At 72.2% G+C, this 18,379-nt stretch carries 16 protein-coding genes and 1 pseudogene; 4 read left to right on the top strand and 13 right to left on the bottom strand.

The genetic code is table 11. The annotated features are described in order from the left end of the window. Positions 1-103 precede the first annotated feature (103 nt). A complete protein-coding gene (locus tag L2C96_RS15365) occupies positions 104-1,279 on the top strand; it encodes a PucR family transcriptional regulator (RefSeq protein ID WP_237336626.1) in 1,176 nt (391 codons plus the stop codon). An 11-nt stretch (positions 1,280-1,290) separates the two neighbouring features. Here L2C96_RS15365 and L2C96_RS15370 read toward each other — a convergent pair whose 3' ends face one another. Further along, positions 1,291-3,660, bottom strand: a complete 2,370-nt coding sequence (locus L2C96_RS15370) for a bifunctional salicylyl-CoA 5-hydroxylase/oxidoreductase (RefSeq protein ID WP_237336627.1) — start codon at positions 3,658-3,660, stop codon at positions 1,291-1,293. A 10-nt stretch (positions 3,661-3,670) separates the two neighbouring features. Next, positions 3,671-5,302: an AMP-binding protein gene (locus L2C96_RS15375; protein ID WP_027929462.1), complete on the bottom strand. Its 1,632-nt coding sequence runs from the start codon at positions 5,300-5,302 to the stop codon at positions 3,671-3,673. Positions 5,303-5,376: 74 nt separating this feature from the next. On the opposite strand from L2C96_RS15375, the gene L2C96_RS15380 reads away from it, so the two are divergent. Then, positions 5,377-6,210: a PaaX family transcriptional regulator gene (locus L2C96_RS15380; protein WP_237336628.1), complete on the top strand. Its 834-nt coding sequence runs from the start codon at positions 5,377-5,379 to the stop codon at positions 6,208-6,210. 5 nt (positions 6,211-6,215) lie between these two features. On the opposite strand, the gene L2C96_RS15385 is transcribed toward L2C96_RS15380, so the two are convergent. From L2C96_RS15385 to L2C96_RS15400, 4 genes are read right to left on the bottom strand one after another with little or no spacing between them, the layout of a single operon-like run. Beyond that, entirely contained in the window at positions 6,216-6,608 is a 393-nt protein-coding gene (locus L2C96_RS15385; protein ID WP_237336629.1) for a RidA family protein, read from the bottom strand. Then, positions 6,605-7,351 carry an SDR family NAD(P)-dependent oxidoreductase gene (locus L2C96_RS15390; RefSeq protein ID WP_237336630.1) on the bottom strand — a complete coding sequence of 249 codons (747 nt, stop codon included), beginning with the start codon at positions 7,349-7,351 and terminating at the stop codon, positions 6,605-6,607. The genes L2C96_RS15385 and L2C96_RS15390 overlap by 4 nt, the downstream gene beginning before the upstream one ends. Continuing rightward, positions 7,348-8,178, bottom strand: coding sequence for an enoyl-CoA hydratase family protein (locus L2C96_RS15395; RefSeq protein ID WP_237336631.1), 831 nt, complete (start codon positions 8,176-8,178; stop codon positions 7,348-7,350). Before L2C96_RS15395 ends, L2C96_RS15390 begins: the two co-directional genes overlap by 4 nt. Next, entirely contained in the window at positions 8,175-9,323 is a 1,149-nt protein-coding gene (locus L2C96_RS15400; RefSeq protein WP_237336632.1) for an acyl-CoA dehydrogenase family protein, read from the bottom strand. Before L2C96_RS15400 ends, L2C96_RS15395 begins: the two co-directional genes overlap by 4 nt. Before the next feature lie 117 nt (positions 9,324-9,440). Between L2C96_RS15400 and L2C96_RS15405 the strand changes: the two genes are divergently transcribed. Continuing rightward, positions 9,441-10,442: an RNA polymerase subunit sigma-70 gene (locus tag L2C96_RS15405; protein WP_237336633.1), complete on the top strand. Its 1,002-nt coding sequence runs from the start codon at positions 9,441-9,443 to the stop codon at positions 10,440-10,442. Here the strand turns inward: L2C96_RS15405 and L2C96_RS15410 are convergent, their stop codons facing one another. The 7 genes from L2C96_RS15410 to L2C96_RS15440 all read right to left on the bottom strand — a co-directional run bounded on the left by L2C96_RS15410 (position 10,443) and on the right by L2C96_RS15440 (position 18,118). After that, a complete protein-coding gene (locus tag L2C96_RS15410) occupies positions 10,443-11,024 on the bottom strand; it encodes a dihydrofolate reductase family protein (RefSeq protein WP_237336634.1) in 582 nt (193 codons plus the stop codon). A gap of 78 nt (positions 11,025-11,102) precedes the next feature. Further along, positions 11,103-11,510, bottom strand: a complete 408-nt coding sequence (locus L2C96_RS15415) for an aconitase X swivel domain-containing protein (RefSeq protein WP_237336635.1) — start codon at positions 11,508-11,510, stop codon at positions 11,103-11,105. Then, positions 11,507-12,784, bottom strand: coding sequence for an aconitase X (locus tag L2C96_RS15420; RefSeq protein WP_237336636.1), 1,278 nt, complete (start codon positions 12,782-12,784; stop codon positions 11,507-11,509). The genes L2C96_RS15415 and L2C96_RS15420 overlap by 4 nt, the downstream gene beginning before the upstream one ends. Then, positions 12,781-14,118 carry an MFS transporter gene (locus L2C96_RS15425; RefSeq protein WP_237336637.1) on the bottom strand — a complete coding sequence of 446 codons (1,338 nt, stop codon included), beginning with the start codon at positions 14,116-14,118 and terminating at the stop codon, positions 12,781-12,783. Before L2C96_RS15425 ends, L2C96_RS15420 begins: the two co-directional genes overlap by 4 nt. A 23-nt stretch (positions 14,119-14,141) precedes the next feature. Continuing rightward, complete coding sequence (ilvD, locus tag L2C96_RS15430; RefSeq protein ID WP_237336638.1) at positions 14,142-15,788, bottom strand: dihydroxy-acid dehydratase; 1,647 nt, start codon at positions 15,786-15,788, stop codon at positions 14,142-14,144. Positions 15,789-15,802: 14 nt separating this feature from the next. Then, positions 15,803-17,092 carry an FAD-dependent oxidoreductase gene (locus tag L2C96_RS15435; protein WP_272882602.1) on the bottom strand — a complete coding sequence of 430 codons (1,290 nt, stop codon included), beginning with the start codon at positions 17,090-17,092 and terminating at the stop codon, positions 15,803-15,805. 81 nt (positions 17,093-17,173) lie between these two features. Then, positions 17,174-18,118, bottom strand: coding sequence for a LysR family transcriptional regulator (locus tag L2C96_RS15440; protein WP_237336639.1), 945 nt, complete (start codon positions 18,116-18,118; stop codon positions 17,174-17,176). A 107-nt stretch (positions 18,119-18,225) separates the two neighbouring features. On the opposite strand from L2C96_RS15440, the pseudogene L2C96_RS15445 reads away from it, so the two are divergent. Beyond that, a pseudogene (locus L2C96_RS15445) lies at positions 18,226-18,379 on the top strand (AraC family transcriptional regulator); the annotation flags it as partial.

An 18,379-nucleotide genomic window follows, 5' to 3' on the forward strand; every position in this document is an offset into this window, starting at 1 on the left:
TACTTTAGGTGCGACACTCGGGCACGAACCATGTCTGACCCACTGACGCACGAGCCCGTTGATTGTGCCGTCGCACAACAGGCTGCTCGGGAAGGAAGGTCCGATGAGGGAGTCCGCGGGCATAGCCGACGCCTTCGACGATCTCGCGCGGCTGCTGCGCGACAACGCCGACCGGCTGGCCGGGGAGATCATCACCGAAATCGTCGAGAAGGTGCCGACCTATGCGGCCGTGCCCCGCGCCTCGCTGCACCGGTCGTTGCGGCAGCACATCGAGACCGCGTCCCGCTCGTTGACCGACGGGCAGGTCCCCGAGCAGGTTCAGGACGTCTCGGTGGCCGCGGAACGGGCCCGCGCCGGAATCCCGATCGAACACGTCCTGCTCGCCATCCGGCTGTCCTTCCAGGCGCTGCGGGAGTTCGTGATCCGCGCGGCGACCGGCCTGGGCGTCGAACCCGCGATACAGCTGGAGGGCGTCCGCATCCTGTGGGAGGTGAACGACCTCGTCAGCCGCGAGTACGCGGTGGCGCACCGCGACGAGGACCTCGACATGGCGCGCACCGCGGAGACCCGTCGCGTCGAGTTCGTGCGCCGTCTGCTCCGGGATGGACTCGCCACGCCCGACATGGCACTCCACGCGGCTTCGTTCGGACTCGTCGCCACCGCCCGCTACCGCGCGTTCCGGGCCCGGCCCGGCACCGGGGAATCGGCCGCGCAGCTGCTGCAGGCAATCCTGCGCTGGGGCACCACGCACCGGCTGGCGCCGTTCGGCGCGGTCGTGGAGGGCGAGGCGGTCGGCATTCTCACCGGGGAAGGCCTGCCCGGGGAGGGCCCGACGGTCGGCGTCGGGCCTGCCGTCGAACTGACCCAGATCCCCGAATCCCATCGGGTCGCGGGCCAGATGATCGAGGTCGGTCTCGAGTTCGGCCGCACCGGACCGCAAACGCTGGAGAACCTCTCGCTGCGGGTGGCGGTCGCGTCCGAGCACGGGGTCGGCGACCACCTGGTCGACCGGATCCTCGGACCCCTGCTCGCACAGGGCGAGTTCGGGCAGGAACTCGTATCCTCCCTCGACGCGTTCCTCGCCGCCGGCATGAACACCGCGGCGGCGGCCAAGGCGCTGGTGATCCACCCGAACACGGTGCGGTACCGGATCAACCAGGCGAAACACCTGTCCGGCCGGAAGCTGGAATCGGCCCAGGACATCAGCGAGGTGTGGTGGGCGCTCCGGCGGCACGAATGGAAATCGCGCGCCCGGCGACTACGCGACAGCGGCGGCTGACCTCCGGCGCCTCACCCCCGTCCAGGCCGCCACCTGCGGTGCGCCGTGCCCGGTTCGCCGTGGCGGATGAGTTCCAGTCGTGGCTTCGGCCCTTCCGTGCGGCCGGTTTGCGGGCGCCGGGAGCCGGCCCGCCACGGGAGCGGCCAATCCGCGCCCGGGCCGGTGAACTCCTGTTCCGCGGCCGCGTGCAGGGTCCAGTTCGGGTCGTAGAGGTGGGCGCGGCCGAGCAGGCACAGGTCCGCGCGGCCGGCGAGCAGGATCGAGTTCACGTCGTCGTGCGAGGAGATCGCGCCCACGGCCATCGTGGCGACGCCGGTGCGGTTGCGGATCCGGTCGGCGAACGGGGTCTGGTAGGACCGGCCGAACGCGGGTTTCTCGTCGGGGTGGACCTGGCCGGTTGAGACGTCCACGAGATCCACACCGGCCTCGGCGAAGGCGGCCGCGATCTCCACCGCGTCGTCGGCCGTGATCCCGTCGTCGCACCAGTCCGTGGCCGAAATCCGCACGCTCATCGGGCGGTCGGACGGCCACACCTCCCGCATCGACGCGAACACCTCCAGCGGGAACCGCAACCGCGCCCGCAGGGAACCGCCATAGCGATCCGTGCGCCGGTTGGTCAGCGGCGAGATGAACGACGACAGCAGATACCCGTGCGCGCAGTGCAGTTCCAGCAGGTCGAACCCGGCTTCGACGGCGCGCGCGGCCGCGTCGGTGAACTGCTGCCGGATCTCCCCCAGATCCCGCACGGTCAGTTCCCGCGGCACCTGGTTCACCCCGGGCCGGTACGGCAGCGGCGAAGGCGCGACGACCGGCCAGTTGCCCTCCGGCAGCGGCTGGTCGATCCCCTCCCACATCAGCCGCGTGGAGCCCTTGCGGCCGGAGTGCCCGATCTGGATGCCGATCTTCGCCGTCGTCTCGGTGTGCACGAAATCGGTGATCCGCCGCCACGCCCGGGTCTGCTCGGCGGTGTAGATCCCGGTGCAGCCGGGGGTGATGCGGCCGGTGGCGGACACGCACACCATCTCCGTCATCACCAGGCCCGCGCCGCCGAGCGCCTTGCCGCCGAGGTGGACGAGGTGGAAATCCCCGGGCAGGCCGTCGGTCGCCCGGTACATGTCCATCGGGGAGACCACGACCCGGTTCTTCAGCTCCAGCCCGCGCACCCGCAGCGGCTGGAACATCGGCGGCCGCACGTCGCCGTCACCGTTGCCGCGCCGCTGCTCGTGCCGGGCGAACCACTCGTCGACCCGCTCGACGAACTCCGGGTCGCGCACGCGCAGGTTGTCGTAGGTGACCCGGCGGCTGCGGGTCATGATGTTGAAGGCGAACTGCACCGGCTCCTGGTGCACGTACTGCCCCAGGTTCTCGAACCACTCCAGGCTGGCCTGCGCCGCGCGCTGGGTCGACTCGACCACCGGCCGCCGTTCGGCTTCGTAGGCGGCCAGCGCCCGCTCGACGTCCGGTTGTTCGTGCAGCGCCGCGGCGAGCGCGAGGGCGTCCTCCATGGCGAGCTTGGTGCCGGAGCCGATCGAGAAGTGCGCGGTGTGCGCGGCGTCGCCGAGCAGGATGATGTTGCCGTGGCGCCACCGCTGGTTGCGCACGGTGGTGAAGTTGATCCAGCGGGAGTTGTTCGCCAGCAGCTGGGCGTCGCCGAGCACGTCGGCGAACAGTTCCCGCACCAGCGCGATCGACTTCTCGTCGGAATCGCCGGGCGCGAACTCGCGGTCGGCGAAGGCCTTGAACCCGGCGCGCTGCCACACCTCGTCCGCCATCTCCACGATGAACGTGCTGCCGGTGGCGTCGAACGGGTAGCCGTGGATCTGCATGACCCCGTACGGGGTGTCGACGATGTAGAACTTGAACGCGTCGAACACCTTGTCCGTGCCGAGCCACATGTAGGCGCAGCGGCGGGACTCCAGCGACGGGCCGAACACCGCGGCGTGACGGGCACGCACCGCGGAATTCACCCCGTCGGCGGCGACCACGAGGTCGTAGTCCGCGGCGAGCCGGTCGACGTCCGGGGCGAGCGTGCGGAAGTGCAGCCGCACACCGAGGTCGGCGCACCGGTGCTGGAGAATCTGCAGCAGCCGTTTCCGGCTCATCGCGGCGAACCCGTGCCCGCCGCTGGTGAGCACCTCGCCGCGGTAGTGGACGTCGATGTCGTCCCAGCGGGCGAACTCGCGCTCCATCTGCCGGTAGATCGACTCGTCGGCGTGCTCGATGCCGCCGAGCGTCTCGTCGGAGAACACCACGCCGAAGCCGAACGTGTCGTCGGCGGCGTTGCGTTCCCAGACGTCGATCTCGTCGCCGGGGCTCAGCTGCTGGGCGAGCGCGGCGAAGTACAACCCGCCCGGGCCACCGCCGACGACCGCGATCCGCATCGTGGTCTCCTCACCGGGCCTGCGCTGCGCGCTGCCGCAGCTTGAACCGCTGGAGCTTCCCGGTCGCGCTGCGCGGCAGGCTGTCCACGAACTCCACGGCCCGCGGGTACTTGAACGGGGCGATGCGCTGCTTGACGAACGCCTGGAGCTCGCCCACCAGATCCGCGTCGCCCGCGACGCCCGGTTGCAGGACCACGAACGCCTTGACGATCTGCCCGCGTTCCTCGTCCGGCGCGCCGACCACCCCGCATTCCTGCACGGCGTCGTGCGCGAGCAGCGCTTCCTCGACCTCCGGGCCGGCGATGTTGTAGCCGGCGGAGACGATCATGTCGTCGTTGCGCGCCAGGTAGTGGAAATAGCCCTCGGAATCGGCGACGAACGTGTCGCCGGTGATGTTCCAGCCGTTCTGCACGTAGGCGGCCTGCCGGTCGTCGGCGAGGTAGCGGCAGCCGGTAGGGCCCTTGACCGCGAGACGGCCGGGTGTGCCGGGTGGCAGCGGCTCGCCGTGGTCGTCGAGGATGGCGGCCCGGTAGCCGGGGACGGCGCGGCCGGTGGCGCCCGGCCGGATGTCGTCGTCGGCGGCGGAGACGAAGATGTGCAGCATTTCGGTGGAGCCGATGCCGTCGATGAGCGCCAGTCCGGTCGCCTCGTGCACGGCCCGCCAGGTCGACTCCGGCAGGTGCTCCCCCGCCGACACCGCGCGGCGCAACCGGCCCAGCGCCTGGACCCGGCCGGAGCGCAGCATGGAGCGGTAGGCCGTCGGGGCGGTGAAGCAGACGGTGACCTCGTGGGCCTCGATCGCGTCCGCGAGCTGGTCCGGTGTCGCCTTTTCGATCAGGAGTGTGGCCGCGCCGGCGCGCAGCGGGAAGACGAGCAGCCCGCCGAGGCCGAAGGTGAAGGCCAGCGGTGGCGTCCCGGTGAACAGGTCGTCCGGGCGCGGCTTGAGGACGTGCCGGGAGAACGTGTCGGCGATCGCGAGGATGTCGCGGTGGAAGTGCATGGTGGCCTTCGGCCGTCCGGTGGTGCCCGAGGTGAAGGCCAGCAGGGCGACGTCGTCGGCCGCGGTGTCGACGGCGGTGAACTCGGCCGGCGCGCCGCGGGTGCGCGCGTCCAGATCGTCCGGGGCCGCCGAGCCGTAGGTGACCACGGGCGCGCCGCCCAGGTCCGCCGCGAGCAGTTCGCCGGTGAAGCGCGCGTCGCACAGGGCGAGGCCGACCTGGCTGATCTCGGCGATGGTGGTGAGCTCGGCCGAGCGGAGCAGGGGCATGGTGGGCACGGCCACCGCGCCGGCCTTCATCACGGCGAGCCAGCACGCGGCCAGCGCGGGGGTGTTCGGGCCGCGCAGCAGCACGCGCTGTCCGGGCACGACGCCGAGTTGCTCGGTGAGCACCCACGCGGTGCGGTTCACCTGGTGCCGCAGCTCGCCGTAGGTCCAGGCCCGGCCGTCCGTGGTGAGCAGGCACCTGCGGTCCGGCCCGTGCTCGGCGATCACCGCGTCGAGCAGTTCGGCCCCGCAGTTCAGCCGTTGCGGGTAGGGCAGGTCGAGGAGGAGTTCGGGCCACAACCGCGCCGGCGGGAGGTGGTCCCGGCAGAAGGTGTCGACATGAGCGGAGGGGCTGAGCCCCGGACCCACGGTGGTCATACGCCAAGTATTCTCTCTTCGTGACGACAGTCAAGCAATCGTCAGAAAGCGGGGCACCCGATAAGCTGCGCCGCGTGCCCACCGATCCCGAGGACCGCGCGCCGAAACCACGCGCGCTGATCGTCACCGTCTACGGCCTCTACGCCCGGGAGGCGGGCGGCTGGATGAGCGTCGCCTCGCTCATCCAGTTGCTGGCGCAGTGCGGGGTGGACGAGCCCTCGGTGCGCTCGTCGATCTTCCGCCTCAAGCGCCGGGGACTGCTGACCGCGGCGAAGGTCGGCGGGGTCGCCGGATACGAACTGTCCGACACCGCACGGGAAATCCTCGACGAAGGCGACCGCCGCATCTTCGAACGCCGCCGCGCCAGCGCCGACGAAGGCTGGCTGATGGTGGTGTTCAGCGTGCCGGAGTCCGAACGCGACAAACGCCACCAGCTGCGCTCCCGGCTGTCCTGGCTCGGGTTCGGGACCGTGTCGGCCGGGGTGTGGATCGCCCCGGCGCACCTGCTCGACGAGACCCGCGAAACCCTGGCCCGGCAAGGGCTGCAGGGCTACGTCGAGCTGTTCCGGGCCGATCACGCGGGCTTCGCCGCGACCGCGGACCGCGTGCGCGACTGGTGGGACCTGGACCGCCTGCACGAGCTCTACGACGCGTTCCTCGCCCAGCACGGGCCGGTCCTGGCCGGTTACCGGCGGCGCCGCCGCATCGACGGCGCCCGCGCGTTCGCCGACTACGTCAGCGCGCTCACCGACTGGCGCCGCCTGCCCTACCTGGAACCCGGGCTGCCGCTCGACGTGCTGCCGCCGGACTGGATCGGCATCCGGGCGGCGGACACCTTCTTCGAGCTGCGGCGCAGGCTGGCCGGTCCCGCGCACGACTACGTCGAATCGCTGCGCGCGGCGGCCTGACCGGCTCACACGACGGCGAAACCCTGCACCTCCACCAGCGCCTCGGCATCCCACAACCGGGACACCCCGATCGCCGCCATGGCCGGGTAGTCGGTGCCGGCCAGGCGCCGCCACACCTCGCCGATCTCGCGGGCGTGCGCCCGGTAGGCGGCCAGATCGGTGGCGTAGACGGTGAGGCTGACCAGCCGGTCCGGCGCGCCACCGGCGGCGCGGAGCGCGCCGAGCAGGTTCGACAGCGCCCGTTCGAACTGCTCGACCACGGTGCCACCGACGATCCGGCCATCGGCGTCGAGTGCGGTCTGCCCGGCCAGGAACACCGTGGTGCCGGTCGCGACCACCGCGTGGGAGAACCCCCGCGGCGGCGCCAGCTCCGGCGGATTCACCCGCTGCACGCTCACTGCACCGCACCTCCGTCCACCTGGATCGCCTGCCCGGTCACCGCGCCGGACCGCACGCAGAACCACACCGCCTCGGCCACCTCCTCCGGCTGGATCAGCCGGCCGATCGGCTGCTTGCGCGCCAAGGTCTCGCGCGCTTCCTCGGCGCTGCGCCCGGTCGTGGCCACGATGGTGGCGATCGTCTGCTCCGTCATCGGCGTGTCCACGTAGCCGGGGCAGACGGCGTTCACCGTCACGCCGGTGCGGGCCAGCTCCGCCGCCGCGGCGCGCACCAGGCCCAGCACGCCGTGCTTGCTGGCGGTGTAGGCGGCGATGTAGGGCTCGCCGATCCGCGCGGCTGTGGACGCCATGACGACGATCCGCCCCCACCCCGCCGCGCGCATCGACGGCACCGACCGGCGCACGAACCGGAACGGCGCGGTCAGGTTGAGGTCCAGCATCCGCTGCCAGTCGGCGTCGGTGGTGCGCTCCAGGCGGGCGGAATGGCCCGCGCCGGCGTTGGCGACGAGGATCTCCACCGGACCCCATTGCTGTTCGATCTCGTGGTGGACGCGGTCGGCGGCGTCCGGGTCGGTGACGTCCGCGGGGATCACGTGCACCGGCCCGGCACACCCGGCGGCGGTTTCGTCGAGCTGCTCGCGGTTGCGCGCCACCAGCGCGACCCGGCAGCCTTCGGCGCTGAGCCGCCGCGCGATCGCGCGACCGATGCCCCGGCCGCCGCCCGTCACGAGCGCGACCCTCACCGCCCCTCCCAGCGCGGCGGGCGGCGTTCGGTGAAGGCGGCGTGGAACTCGGCGTGGTCGCGGGTGGTCATCAGCAGGGCCTGGGTCATCGCGTCCAGTTCCATCGACGCCGAGATCGACATGTCCAGCTCGGCGGTCAGCAGCGACTTGGTCTGCGCGAGCGCCAGCGCCGGGCCGTCGGCGAGCCTGCGGGCCAGTTCGGTGACCGTGGCGTCCAGGTCGGCGTCGGCGACCAGCCGCGACACCAGGCCGTAGCGGTCGGCGGTCTCGGCGTCGATCGTGTCGCCGAGCATCAGCAGTTCGGTGGCCCGGCCCAGGCCGACCACGCGCGGCAGCAGGTAGGCCGCGCCCATGTCCCCACCGGACAGGCCGACCTTGGTGAACAGGAACGCGAACCGCCCGGAGGTGCTCACGACGCGGAAGTCGGAGGCGAGTGCGACGACGGCGCCGGCGCCGGCCGCGATGCCGTGGACGGCGGTGATGATCGGGATCGGGCACTCCCGCATGGCCCGGATCACCGCGCCGGTCATCTTGGTGAACCGCATCAGGTCGCGTGGTTCCATCTTGATCAGCTCGCCGATGATCTCCTCGACGTCGCCGCCGCCGCAGAAACCCCGGCCCTCGCCGCGGATCACCAGCACCCGCACGTCCTGGTGGTGCGGCAGCTCGGCGAGCAGGTCGCGCAGGTCGGCGTAGCTTTCGAAGGTCAGCGGGTTGAGCTTCTCCGGCCGGTCCAGCGTCACCGTCGCCACCCCGTCGGCCTTGCCGAACCGGAAGTGCCGCCAGTCCTCGGTGAGCCGCGGCGAGGCGTGGAAGCGGTAGGTCATCGGGTGTACTCCCTGCCGATCAGGTTGCGCGCGATGATGGAACGCTGGACCTCGGAGGCGCCTTCGTAGATGCGCAGCGCCCGGACGTCGCGGTAGAGGTGTTCGAGCGGGTGCCCGTGCCGCAGGGCGGCCGCGCCGTGCAGCTGCACGCAGCCGTCGACGATCCGCTGCGCCGCCTCGGTGGCGTACAGCTTCGCCATGGCCGACCGCCGGGACTGCTGCTCCGGCTCGCCGCCGTCGTCGTAGGCGGCGGCCGCGGCGTAGACGAGCAGGCGGGCCGCTTCGAGTTCGGTGGCCAGGTCGGCGATGCGGTGCGCCACGGCCTGCTGGCTCGCCAACGGCGCGCCGTACACCTGGCGCTCGCGGACGTGGGTGACGGTCGCGTCGAGCGCCGCCTGCGCCATTCCCACCGCGAACGCGCCGACGCTGGGCCGGAACAGGTCCAGCGTGCGCATGGCGACGGCGAACCCGCGGTCGACCTCGCCGAGCACGGCGTCCGCGGGAACCCGGACGCCGTCGAACACCAGACGGCCGATCGGGTGCGGCGACAGCATGTCCAGCGGCTCGCCGGACAATCCCGCGCTGTCACCGGGGACGGCGAAGGCGGTGACCCCGCGCGCGCCGGCGTCGGGGGTGGTGCGGGCGAACACCGTGTAGATGTCGGCGTCGGGAGCGTTGGAAATCCACAGCTTTTCGCCGGTGAGCACCCAGCCATCGCCGTCGCGCTCGGCGCGCAGCTGCAGGGCCGCGGCGTCCGACCCCGCGCCGGCTTCGGTCAGCGCGAACGCGGCGACGGCCTCCCCGGAGATCACCGCGGGGATCCAGCGGGCCCGCAGCTCGGCCGAGCCGGACTGCAGGATCGGGTAGCTGCCCAGCCCCTGCAGGGCCAGCGCGGTCTCCGCCTCGGTGCTGATCTGGGCGATCGTCTCCCGCAGCAGGCACAACTGCACCGCGGCCGCGTCCGAGGGCTCGGCGCCCCCGCCGAACAGTCCCCGGAGCAACCCCAGCTCCCCCAGGGTGCGGACGAGCTCCCGGTCCACCCGCCCGGTTCCACGCGGGGCGAGCTTCCCGGTGGCGGCGTCGCGCACCCAGCGCTGGTACTCCCGCTGCTCGTCGCTGAGCCGGAACGCGGCAACCCCGGACATGCTCCGAGACTAGCGCACTGGTGACGCTCGTCAAGGATGCGCAACACTCCCGGCCGATCAGAAATCCTCCGCCACGTCGTCAGTTCTGGTGACCCCCTCGTGGAAGGATTGACGACCATGACCGACGCTCGACCGCCCGGCGCCGACGAGGCCACATTCATCGCCGCGGCTCGTTCCGGCGATCCGGCGCGGTTCGCGCTCATCACCGAGCGCCACCGGCGTGAGCTGCTGGTGCACTGCTACCGGATGCTCGCCAACTACGAGGACGCCCAGGACCTGACCCAGGAGACGTTCCTGCGCGCGTGGCACAAGCGGGAGTCGTTCCAGGGCCACGCCACGCCGCGGACCTGGCTGTACCGGATCGCGACGAACGCCTGCCTCGACTTCCTGGACAAGCGCGACAACCGCACACCCGTGCCGTCCGGGCTGCCCGACTCCGAGCTGCCCTACCTGCAGCCCTACCCCGACTGGATGCTGCCCGAGGACCCGCAGGACGCGGCGGTGGCGCGGGAGACGATCGAGCTGGCGTTCATCGTCGCCGTCCAGCACCTGCCGCCGCGGCAGCGGGCGGTGTTCATCCTGCGCGACGTCCTCGGCTGGCCGGCGCCGAAGACCGCCGAGGCCCTCGACCTGACCGTCGCCTCGGTGACCAGCGCACTGCAACGCGCCCGCGTGACCATGCGCACGCAGCTGCCCGGCCGCCGCCTCGACTGGCGCAGCCCCGCCACCCACGAGCTCTCCAGCGACGAACGCGGCGTGGTCCAGTCCTACATCGACGCCCACCAGCGCAACGACCTCGACGCGCTGACGTCCCTGCTGCGCGACGACCTGCGCTTCGCGATGCTCCCCGACCCGGGCACCGTGACCACGACAGCCAAGGACGCGGTGGACGGCTGGATCTCCGGCGGACTCTTCCAGCCCGGCCACGACGACTGGCGCGGCATCGCCACGACCGTCAACCGCATGCCCGCCGCCGCGCTCTACCTGCGCACCCCCGGGCACCCAGAACACCGGCTCTTCGCCATCGCGCTCCTGCACATCGTCGACGGCGAGATCGCCGAGCTCACCGGATTCGACGCCACCGGCACACCCTGGCTGGACCTGCCCCCGGCCCTGTGATCACCTCGTCTCGTACCGGGTCAGCACCACACCGCCGGGAAACGTCCGGGTCTCCACCAGGCGCAGGTTCACCCAGCTGTCCAGCGCGGCGAAGAACGGCGTGCCGCCGCCGACCAGCACCGGATGAGTGACCAGCACGTACTCGTCGATCAGCCCGGCCCGCATGGCCGCCCCGGCCAGGGTCGCGCCGCCGACGTCCATCGGGCCGGCGTCCGCGGCCTTGAGCCGGGTGATCTCGGTGACCGCGTCCCCGGTGACCAGGCGGGTGTTCCAGCCGACCTGGTCGATCGTCGAGGAGAACACCACCTTCGGCATGTCCCGCCAGCGGCGGGCGAACTCGATCACCGCCGGTGTGGCCCCGGGCTGCACGTCGGCGGTCGGCCAGTGGGAACTCATCTCCTCCCACAGCTTGCGCCCGTACAGCGACAGGCCCGTCGCCGCCACCCGGTCGGACCACCACTGGAACAGCTCGTCGCCCGGCGACGAGTCCGGTCCCTCACCCCCACTCCAGCCCAGGTCGTCGCCCGGCGCGGCGATGTAGCCGTCCACGGTCACGTTCATGGCAAAGGTCAGTTTCGGCATCGCGCCAGCCTCCCGTGAGTCTCACCGGTACAGACGGACGCGGCGCGGAAACCTCATCGGTGCGCAGGCGGCCGGCCCTCACCCCCGGGTGATCTCCACGATCCCGCGGTCCGCGTCGAGGCGGAGGTGGTCGCCGGTGCGGATCACCGCGACCGGGTCCTGGTCGAGGTCGCTCAGCGTGGGGACCCGGGTGACGACGGCGCCCAGCGCGGCCTTCGTCGTGGTCACCGTGAAGATCATGCCTGCCGGGGCGGTGCCCAGCAGCCGGGTGGACTGGAAGAAACCCGACCAGCCGGACGACCCCTTCGCGCCGGGGAAGACCAGGATCTTCCCGGTGAAGCACACCCCGCACAGCTCGTGCCTACGCTCGATGATCGTGCCGGTGGCCGGGTCGATGCCGCCCCAGCCGGAGATCGTCTCGTGCGACACCAGCGCCTCGCCCTCGACCACGCCAGGCACGACCGTGCGGCCACGCAACGTGATCACCGCAGCCCTCCCCGCCAGCGCCCGGTGACCGCCGCGTCCACGCAGTCCTCCAGCGACCCGAACCACGCCTCGATGCCCAGGATCGCGGGCAGGTAGTGGGCCTGCTTGGCCGAGTCCGTGGCGAACACCTTCGTGCCCGGCGGCGCCACCCGTGACATCGCCGGGCACGAGTCGGCCAGCAGCTTGCCACCCGCCTTCTCGATCACGGCGGTGTAGCCGCTGCGGTCGGCCACCGCCTTGAGCGCCCGCGGCGCCATCATCCACAGCTGGGTGCCCGAGTGCAGGCGCTTGCCGTCCAGCGCCCGCGCCGCGGCGCGGATCTGGTCGATCGAGGCGTGCGGACAGCCCAGCAGCACGAAGTCGACGTCGGTGGACCGGCCCTGGTCGTTGAGCTTCTCGTAGATCGCCCGCCGCTCGCGGGGACCGTAGACGACGGCGTCCGGGACCGGGCCGTCGAAGGCCGCTTCCACCGTCGGCGCCTCCGGGGTGATCCCGGGCAGGTGGTAGAGCTCCACGCCACCGGAGGACGCCGCCGCCGCGCCGAAGTGCTTGAGGTCCACCAGATCCGGACGCGTGAACTCGCCCGTGACCACCGGCCGCTGGTCCTGCACCAGCTCCCCGGCGAAGTACCCGAGCATGCCCCAGTCGAGGAAGTCGCGCACCCCGGATTCGACGCGGATGTGGTGGGTGCCGAACCGGTTCTCCGCGAGGTGGTTTCCCCAGCACGGGATCTTCCCGGTCAGCGACGCCGCGCCGGTGGACGTGCCGCCCTCGCAGTTGGTCCGGGCGCCCAGCACCGAGTTGCAGTACACCACCGCGGAGGACTCCATCCACGCGCAGTGCTCGCCGCGCACCGGCAGGTTGCCCACCTGGTAGGGCGTGCAGGTGGCCAGGATGTTCACACCCCGGCGGCCGTAGAAGGCCTCGGCGTCGCTCTGCAGCTCCACGAACTCCTTCGGATACGGCACCACGCCGGCCGAGTCCGGCCCGAAACCCTGCTGCAGCTGGCAGGTCGGCACCCGCATGTCCGGGATCTCGATGGCGTCGTCGCAGTCGAGGTTGAGCACGGCGAACGCCTTGTGCCAGCCGCCCTCGGCCACCAGCTTCGCCTTCAGCGGCGAGGGCTGGGTGCTGGTACCTGCCACGTTGCGGGTGTCGCACAGCCGCTGCGCGCCCAGCGCGTCGCCGTACCGGATGAGCAGGTCCATGGCGGCCGCGACGGCCGGGCCCTCGGCGCCGTCGCGCATGGCCTTCTCCTCGTCGGTGAGGATCACCGGACCACCTCGCTCGCGACGACGGGCGCGTGCTGCCCCACCGGGTTCGTCTCCGGCCCGCGCCGCACTGCCGCGAACATCAGCAGGCCGCCGAACACGATCAGCACGATCGGGGTGAACTCGTACGGCATGATCGCGGACAACGCGAGCAGCCACACGGTGTAGAGGCCGGGCAGGATCAGGCCGAACATGTAGCCGATCCCGTACCCGCTGGCCCGCACCGAGGCGGGGAACCGCTCGTTGAGGTAGACCAGGATGACGCCCAGCGGCGCCGACGGCAGCACCTTCGCCACCACCGCGATGAGCGCGATCAGCCACACCGGAGCGCCCGCCCGGGCGGCGACGACCAGCAGCGCGAACGCGCCGCCGACCACGAACGCCAGCACCAGCGCCCACCGCATCAGCAGCGCCCGCCGCCCGAACCGCTGCCCGGCCGCGGCCAGCACCATGATCAGCACGATCGAGCAGACCGACCCGATGATCTCCACGGCCGACGACAGCCGGGGGCTCTGGTCGAGCACCTGCACGAGCAGCGTCGGCAGGAACGACACCGACATCTGGGTGGCGAACCAGTAGCCGCAGGTGAACAGGAACACGCTGAAGATCAGCGCCCGGTGCGCGGTGAACAGCTCGACCACCGGCTGACGGGCGCCCTGGCGGGCGGTGCGCGCGGAGTCGTCCTCGACGACGTGGCGGTAGTGCATCAGGTACGCCACCCCGAGCGCGAAGCCGAGGAAGAACGGGATCCGCCAGCCCCAGGAGAGGAAACCGCTGTGCGGGAGCACGTCGAGCATGCCGAGCAGAAGCGTGTTGATCACCAGGAACGACGCCGGGGCGCCGATGCCGATGAGACCGCCCACGCGACCGCGACGGCCGGGTGGCGCCTGTTCCAGCGCGAGCGGGATCGGTGCGGCGTACCCGCCGGCGAGGAAGATCCCGCCGATCAGCCGGAGCGCCGCGAACACAGCGATCGCGCCGTAGCCCCACGACCCGTACCCGGGCAGCAGGCCGATCAGCAGGGTGACGATGGTGAAACCCCAGCCGCTGATCATGGTGACCGGCTTGCGGCCGATGCGGTCGGAGAGGTTGCCGAAGATCACGCTGCCGATCGGGCGGCCGACCAGCCCGACCGTGAACAGCAGGGTGGTGAACGTGGCGCGCACCGACGCGGGCAGGTCGGGCGGCATGAAGTAGGCCATCGCGGCGGGCAGGACCAGCGCGGGCAGGTACACGTCGAAGCTGTCGACGAACATCGAGAACGCCCCGCCGCGGGCGGACCGTCGCTGGTCGGCTTCGCCGATGGCGGTGGACGGGGGAACTTCGGGCAGCGCCATTGCGGCCTCCTGTCGGGGAGAGGTCAGGGACGGAGCACGGCGCCGTCGTCGAGGGGACGCACGGTCCGGCGGTAGACGGACAGCCAGCCGGTCTCCTCGTGGTCCCGGGCCGGCTGGGGGTTTCGGGTGGCGAGTTCGGCCGGGGCGACCCGCAGGTCGCAGACCCGGCGGGGCAGGTCGATGTGGACGGTGTCGCCGTCGCGGGCGAGCGCGAGCGGCCCGCCGTCGGCGGCCTCGGGGCGCACCTCGCCGACCACGATGCCGCGGTTGACCAGGCCGGAGAGCTGGCCGTCGGTGACGACCGCGACCCGGCCGGTGAGCCCGGCGCGGTCGAACGCGAACACGATCTGCGAGGCCATGCCCATGCCGGGGCGGCCACGCGGGCCCAGCCCGCGGACGATCACGACGTCGCCGGGCGCGATCCGCCCGTCCGCGAGCGCGGCCACGGCGTCCTCCTGCGACTCGAAGCAGCGGGCGGGGCCGGTGAAGGCGGCCGGCCGCTCGTCGCCGACGGCGAGCTTGACGATGCCGCCGGAAGGGGCGAGGGAGCCACGCAGGACCACGATCAGCGGCTGCTCGGTGAACGGCCGGTCGCGAGGACGGATGACCTCCGGGTCGGCCACGGTGACCGGGGCCAGGTTCTCGCCCACGGTGGCGCCGGTCGCGGTCACCGGCGACGGGTCGATCAGGTCGCCGAGCGCGCGCATCACCGCTGCCGCGCCGCCCGCGGCTTCGAACTGCTCGATCGTGTGCGGGCCGTTCGGCCGGACGGCGGACAGGACCGGTGTGGCAGGGCCGAGCTCGGCGTACAGGCCGAGCACGTCGACGTCCACTTCGGACTCCGCCGCCACGGCCTGGAGGTGCTTGACGGTGTTGATCGACGCGCCGACCGCCAAGGCCACCCGGACCGCGTTGTGGAAGGCCTCCTCGGTGAGGACGGCGCGCGGGCGCAGGTCCTCACCGACCATCTCGACGATCCGGGCGGCGGCGTCGTCGGCGGCGGCCCACATCGCGGGCGAATTCGCCGCGACCGGGGTGGTCCCGGGCAGCGCCATGCCGAGGGCCTCGGCGACGATGTGCATCGAGTTCGCGGTGCCCATGCCCGGGCACACCCCGGGCCCGCCGACGGCGACGTCGCTCATCTCGGTCAGCTCGTCCACTGTGGACGAGCCGCAGGCGTGCAGGAACACCTCCTCGATGTCGCAGTGCCCGCCGCGGAAGCACCCGCTGGGCTGGTAGCCGCACGCGACGAGCAGCGTGGGGATGTCCAGCCGCCCGGCGGCCATCAGCTGCGCCGGTGCGGTCTTGTCGCAGCTGGCCAGGCAGATCATGCCGTCCAGCTGGGCGCCCTCGACGGCGACCTCGATGTCGTTGACGATGAGATCGCGGGCGGACAGGATGTAGCCGCCGCCGTGGCCGGCGGAGTGGATGAAGTCGCTCGGCGCGGTCGTGCGCACCTCGAAGGCGAGACCGCCCGCCGCGGCGATGCCCTTCTTGATCCGCGCGGCGATCTCGTCCAGGTGGCTGAAACAGATGGCCAGGTCCGACGAGGAGTTGACCACCGCGATCTTGGGCTTGCGGAGGTCGTCGTCGGTGAGGCCGAGCGCGCGCCACTGGGCGCGCCGGGTCGCCCAGCGCACGGTGCCGGGCGGGAAGTCGCTGCGTACCAAGGGTTCTGTCCTCCTCAGCCGTCGAGGTTGGCGGACAACCGGGCGGCGAGATCGCCGTGGTCGATGTCGTGCACGCTGTCCTTGCCCGCGAGGTCCAGCGCGTGCGCGGCCGCCATGCCCATCGCCCCGCACGGGCCCATCACCCGGATGCTCGACAGGGCGGCCGCGTCGCCGTCGACGCAGCGGCCGGCGACCAGGACGTTGTGCGCCTCCGGCGGCGTCATCGCGCGCAGCGGCACGTAGTGCACGTGGTCCGGCCCGAACGTCTCCCACACGTAGCCCTCCGGGCTGTCGTGCAGCTCGACCGGCCACGCGGTGCGCGCGACCGCGTCGGGAAAGCGTTTCCCGGACCGCACCTCGTCCAGCGTCAGCTGGTGGGCGCCCTGCGCCCAGCGGGTCTGACGCCGCCCGGGGAACCCGTAGGCCCGCACCCGGGCCCGGCCGAACGCTTCCGGGAACTCGGTGCGCAGGAACGCCACGACCCGGTCGGCCTGCGCCTTGCCGTCGAGCTGGGCACGCGCGGCGGCGATCGGGTCCAGCGGCGCCTCGATGTGGGTCATGTTGAGCACGGCGGTGCCCCGGCCGGGGAAGTAGAACGCGAGCCCGTCGTGGCGGCGCAGGCCGTACTCCGCGGCCTTGGCGCCGACCCGCTCGGCCAGCACGTCCGGGTCCGGCGTGCCGTCCTCGTCCACGTGCTCGACGACCAGCTGCTGGGAGCCGTAGATCTCGCGCTCCGGCAGCCGGCACGGCAGCCCCGCCTCCCACACCAGGGAGGCGTCACCGCTGGCGTCAACGAAGCCGACCGCGCCGACCTCGACGGAGCCGTACCGAGTCGCGAAGGTGACCGACTCGAACCGTTCCCCGTCACGGACCACCCCTGTGATCGAGGCGCCGGTGATCACCTGGATGCCGTGCTCGCGCACCGTGTTCTCCACCCACCGGCCCAGCGCGACCTCGTCGTAGCCGACGGTCACCGTGTGCCGGCGGTTGTAGAACAGGTCGCCCGTGGCCTCCAGGTCGCGGAAGATGTCGTCGAAGATCCCGTGGGTCAGCTGGCGGTAGCCGGGCGCGTTGCCGAACACCCCGCAGAACAGGCCGATCAGCGAGTTGACCATCTGGCCGCCGAGCACCGGCAGCGCGTCGACGAGGACCACCGAGCGCCCCAGGCGGGCGGATTCGACGGCGGCGGACAGGCCGGCGATCCCGGCGCCGACCACGCAGACGTCGGCGGTGACGTGGTGCGTGGCGGGCCCGGGGGGTTTGCGGACCGTGTGGACCTTGAGCTCGGTGAGGGGGTGCGGCATGGATCACACGCTAAGCGGGTGCGCCGGGCGGCCGGAAATAGAAGATCGTGCTGCGCGGGCATAAACAGCGCTGATGGTGGTTCAGATGCCGGCGGCCAGCGACACCAGGACCTCGCGGAACCAGCGGTGCGCGGGGTCGCCGTCGTAGTCGGTGTGCCACCAGAACCGCTCCACGATCGGATCCGGATCGCCGGGGCACGGCAGGACCCGCAGACCGAGCCGGGGCGCGACGCGCCGGGCGAGCCGTTCCTGCAGCAGCGCCACCCGGTCGGTGCCGGCCACGAAGTGCGGGACCGCCTGGTAGCTCTCCACCCGCACGCGAATGCGCGGCTGGATGCCGAACAACACCAGCTGGCGGCTCATCGGCGCGGCCGGGGCGAACCCGCGGTCGGGCTGGAACGGCGCCACCCAGGTCATCTCCGCCAGCTGCGCCAGGCTCAGCTCGTCGCCCGTGACGTGCGGGTTCGCGGCGTCGACGACGCACACCCACCGCTCGGTGAACAGCTCCACCGACCGCACATCGGGCAGGTCGAACCGGCTGGCCGGGGGCGCGACCAGGCCGTCGATCAGGCGGATCGTGCCCCCGATGTCCCTGGCGAACGCCTCGCGGACCAGCCGGACGTGCAGCTGCACACCGGGCGCCTGCTCGGCCAGGAGCGCGGACAGCCGGGAGCCCAGCACCTCGATCGTGTAGTCGGCCATGAACACCGTGAACTCGCGGCCGGAGACGCCCGGGTCGAAGTCGTGGCCGGTGCCGAAGAGCCGTTCGGTGGCGCCGCAGATCGCCTCGACCTGGTCGGTCAGCTGCGCGGCCAGCGGGGACAGCACGTAGCCGTTGCCGCTGCGCACCAGCAGGTCGTCGTCGAAGTGGCGGCGCAACCGCGCCAGCGACGCGCTCACCGCGGGCTGCGTCACGCCGAGGCGCGCCGCCGCGCGGGTGACGTTGCGTTCGCGCAGGAGCTCGCGCAGCACCACGAGCAGGTTGAGGTCCAGGTTGACCAGATGGACGGCGGAGGCCCTTGCCACCGCGGGACTATAAACCGGACTGTTTGCCCCGGCAAGCTCCGGCGGAGCGCGGCTGTACCAACGCGGCGCGCGTTCGCGATGCTGTGGACGTGGAGTACGTGTCCCGAGTGCCGCGGCCACCGCTGGACGGGCTGATCGACGACCTCTACTACCTGGCGGGCGAGCCGCCGTACGCCCGGCTGACACTGCCGCCGGCGCCGTCGGCGCTGCTCATCGTCAACCTCGGGGCGCCGTTCCGCATCCGCGCCGGCACCGACATCG

This window comes from Amycolatopsis tucumanensis, from assembly GCF_021654135.1.
In the GTDB taxonomy this organism is placed as follows: Bacteria; Actinomycetota; Actinomycetes; order Mycobacteriales; family Pseudonocardiaceae; genus Amycolatopsis_E; species Amycolatopsis_E tucumanensis.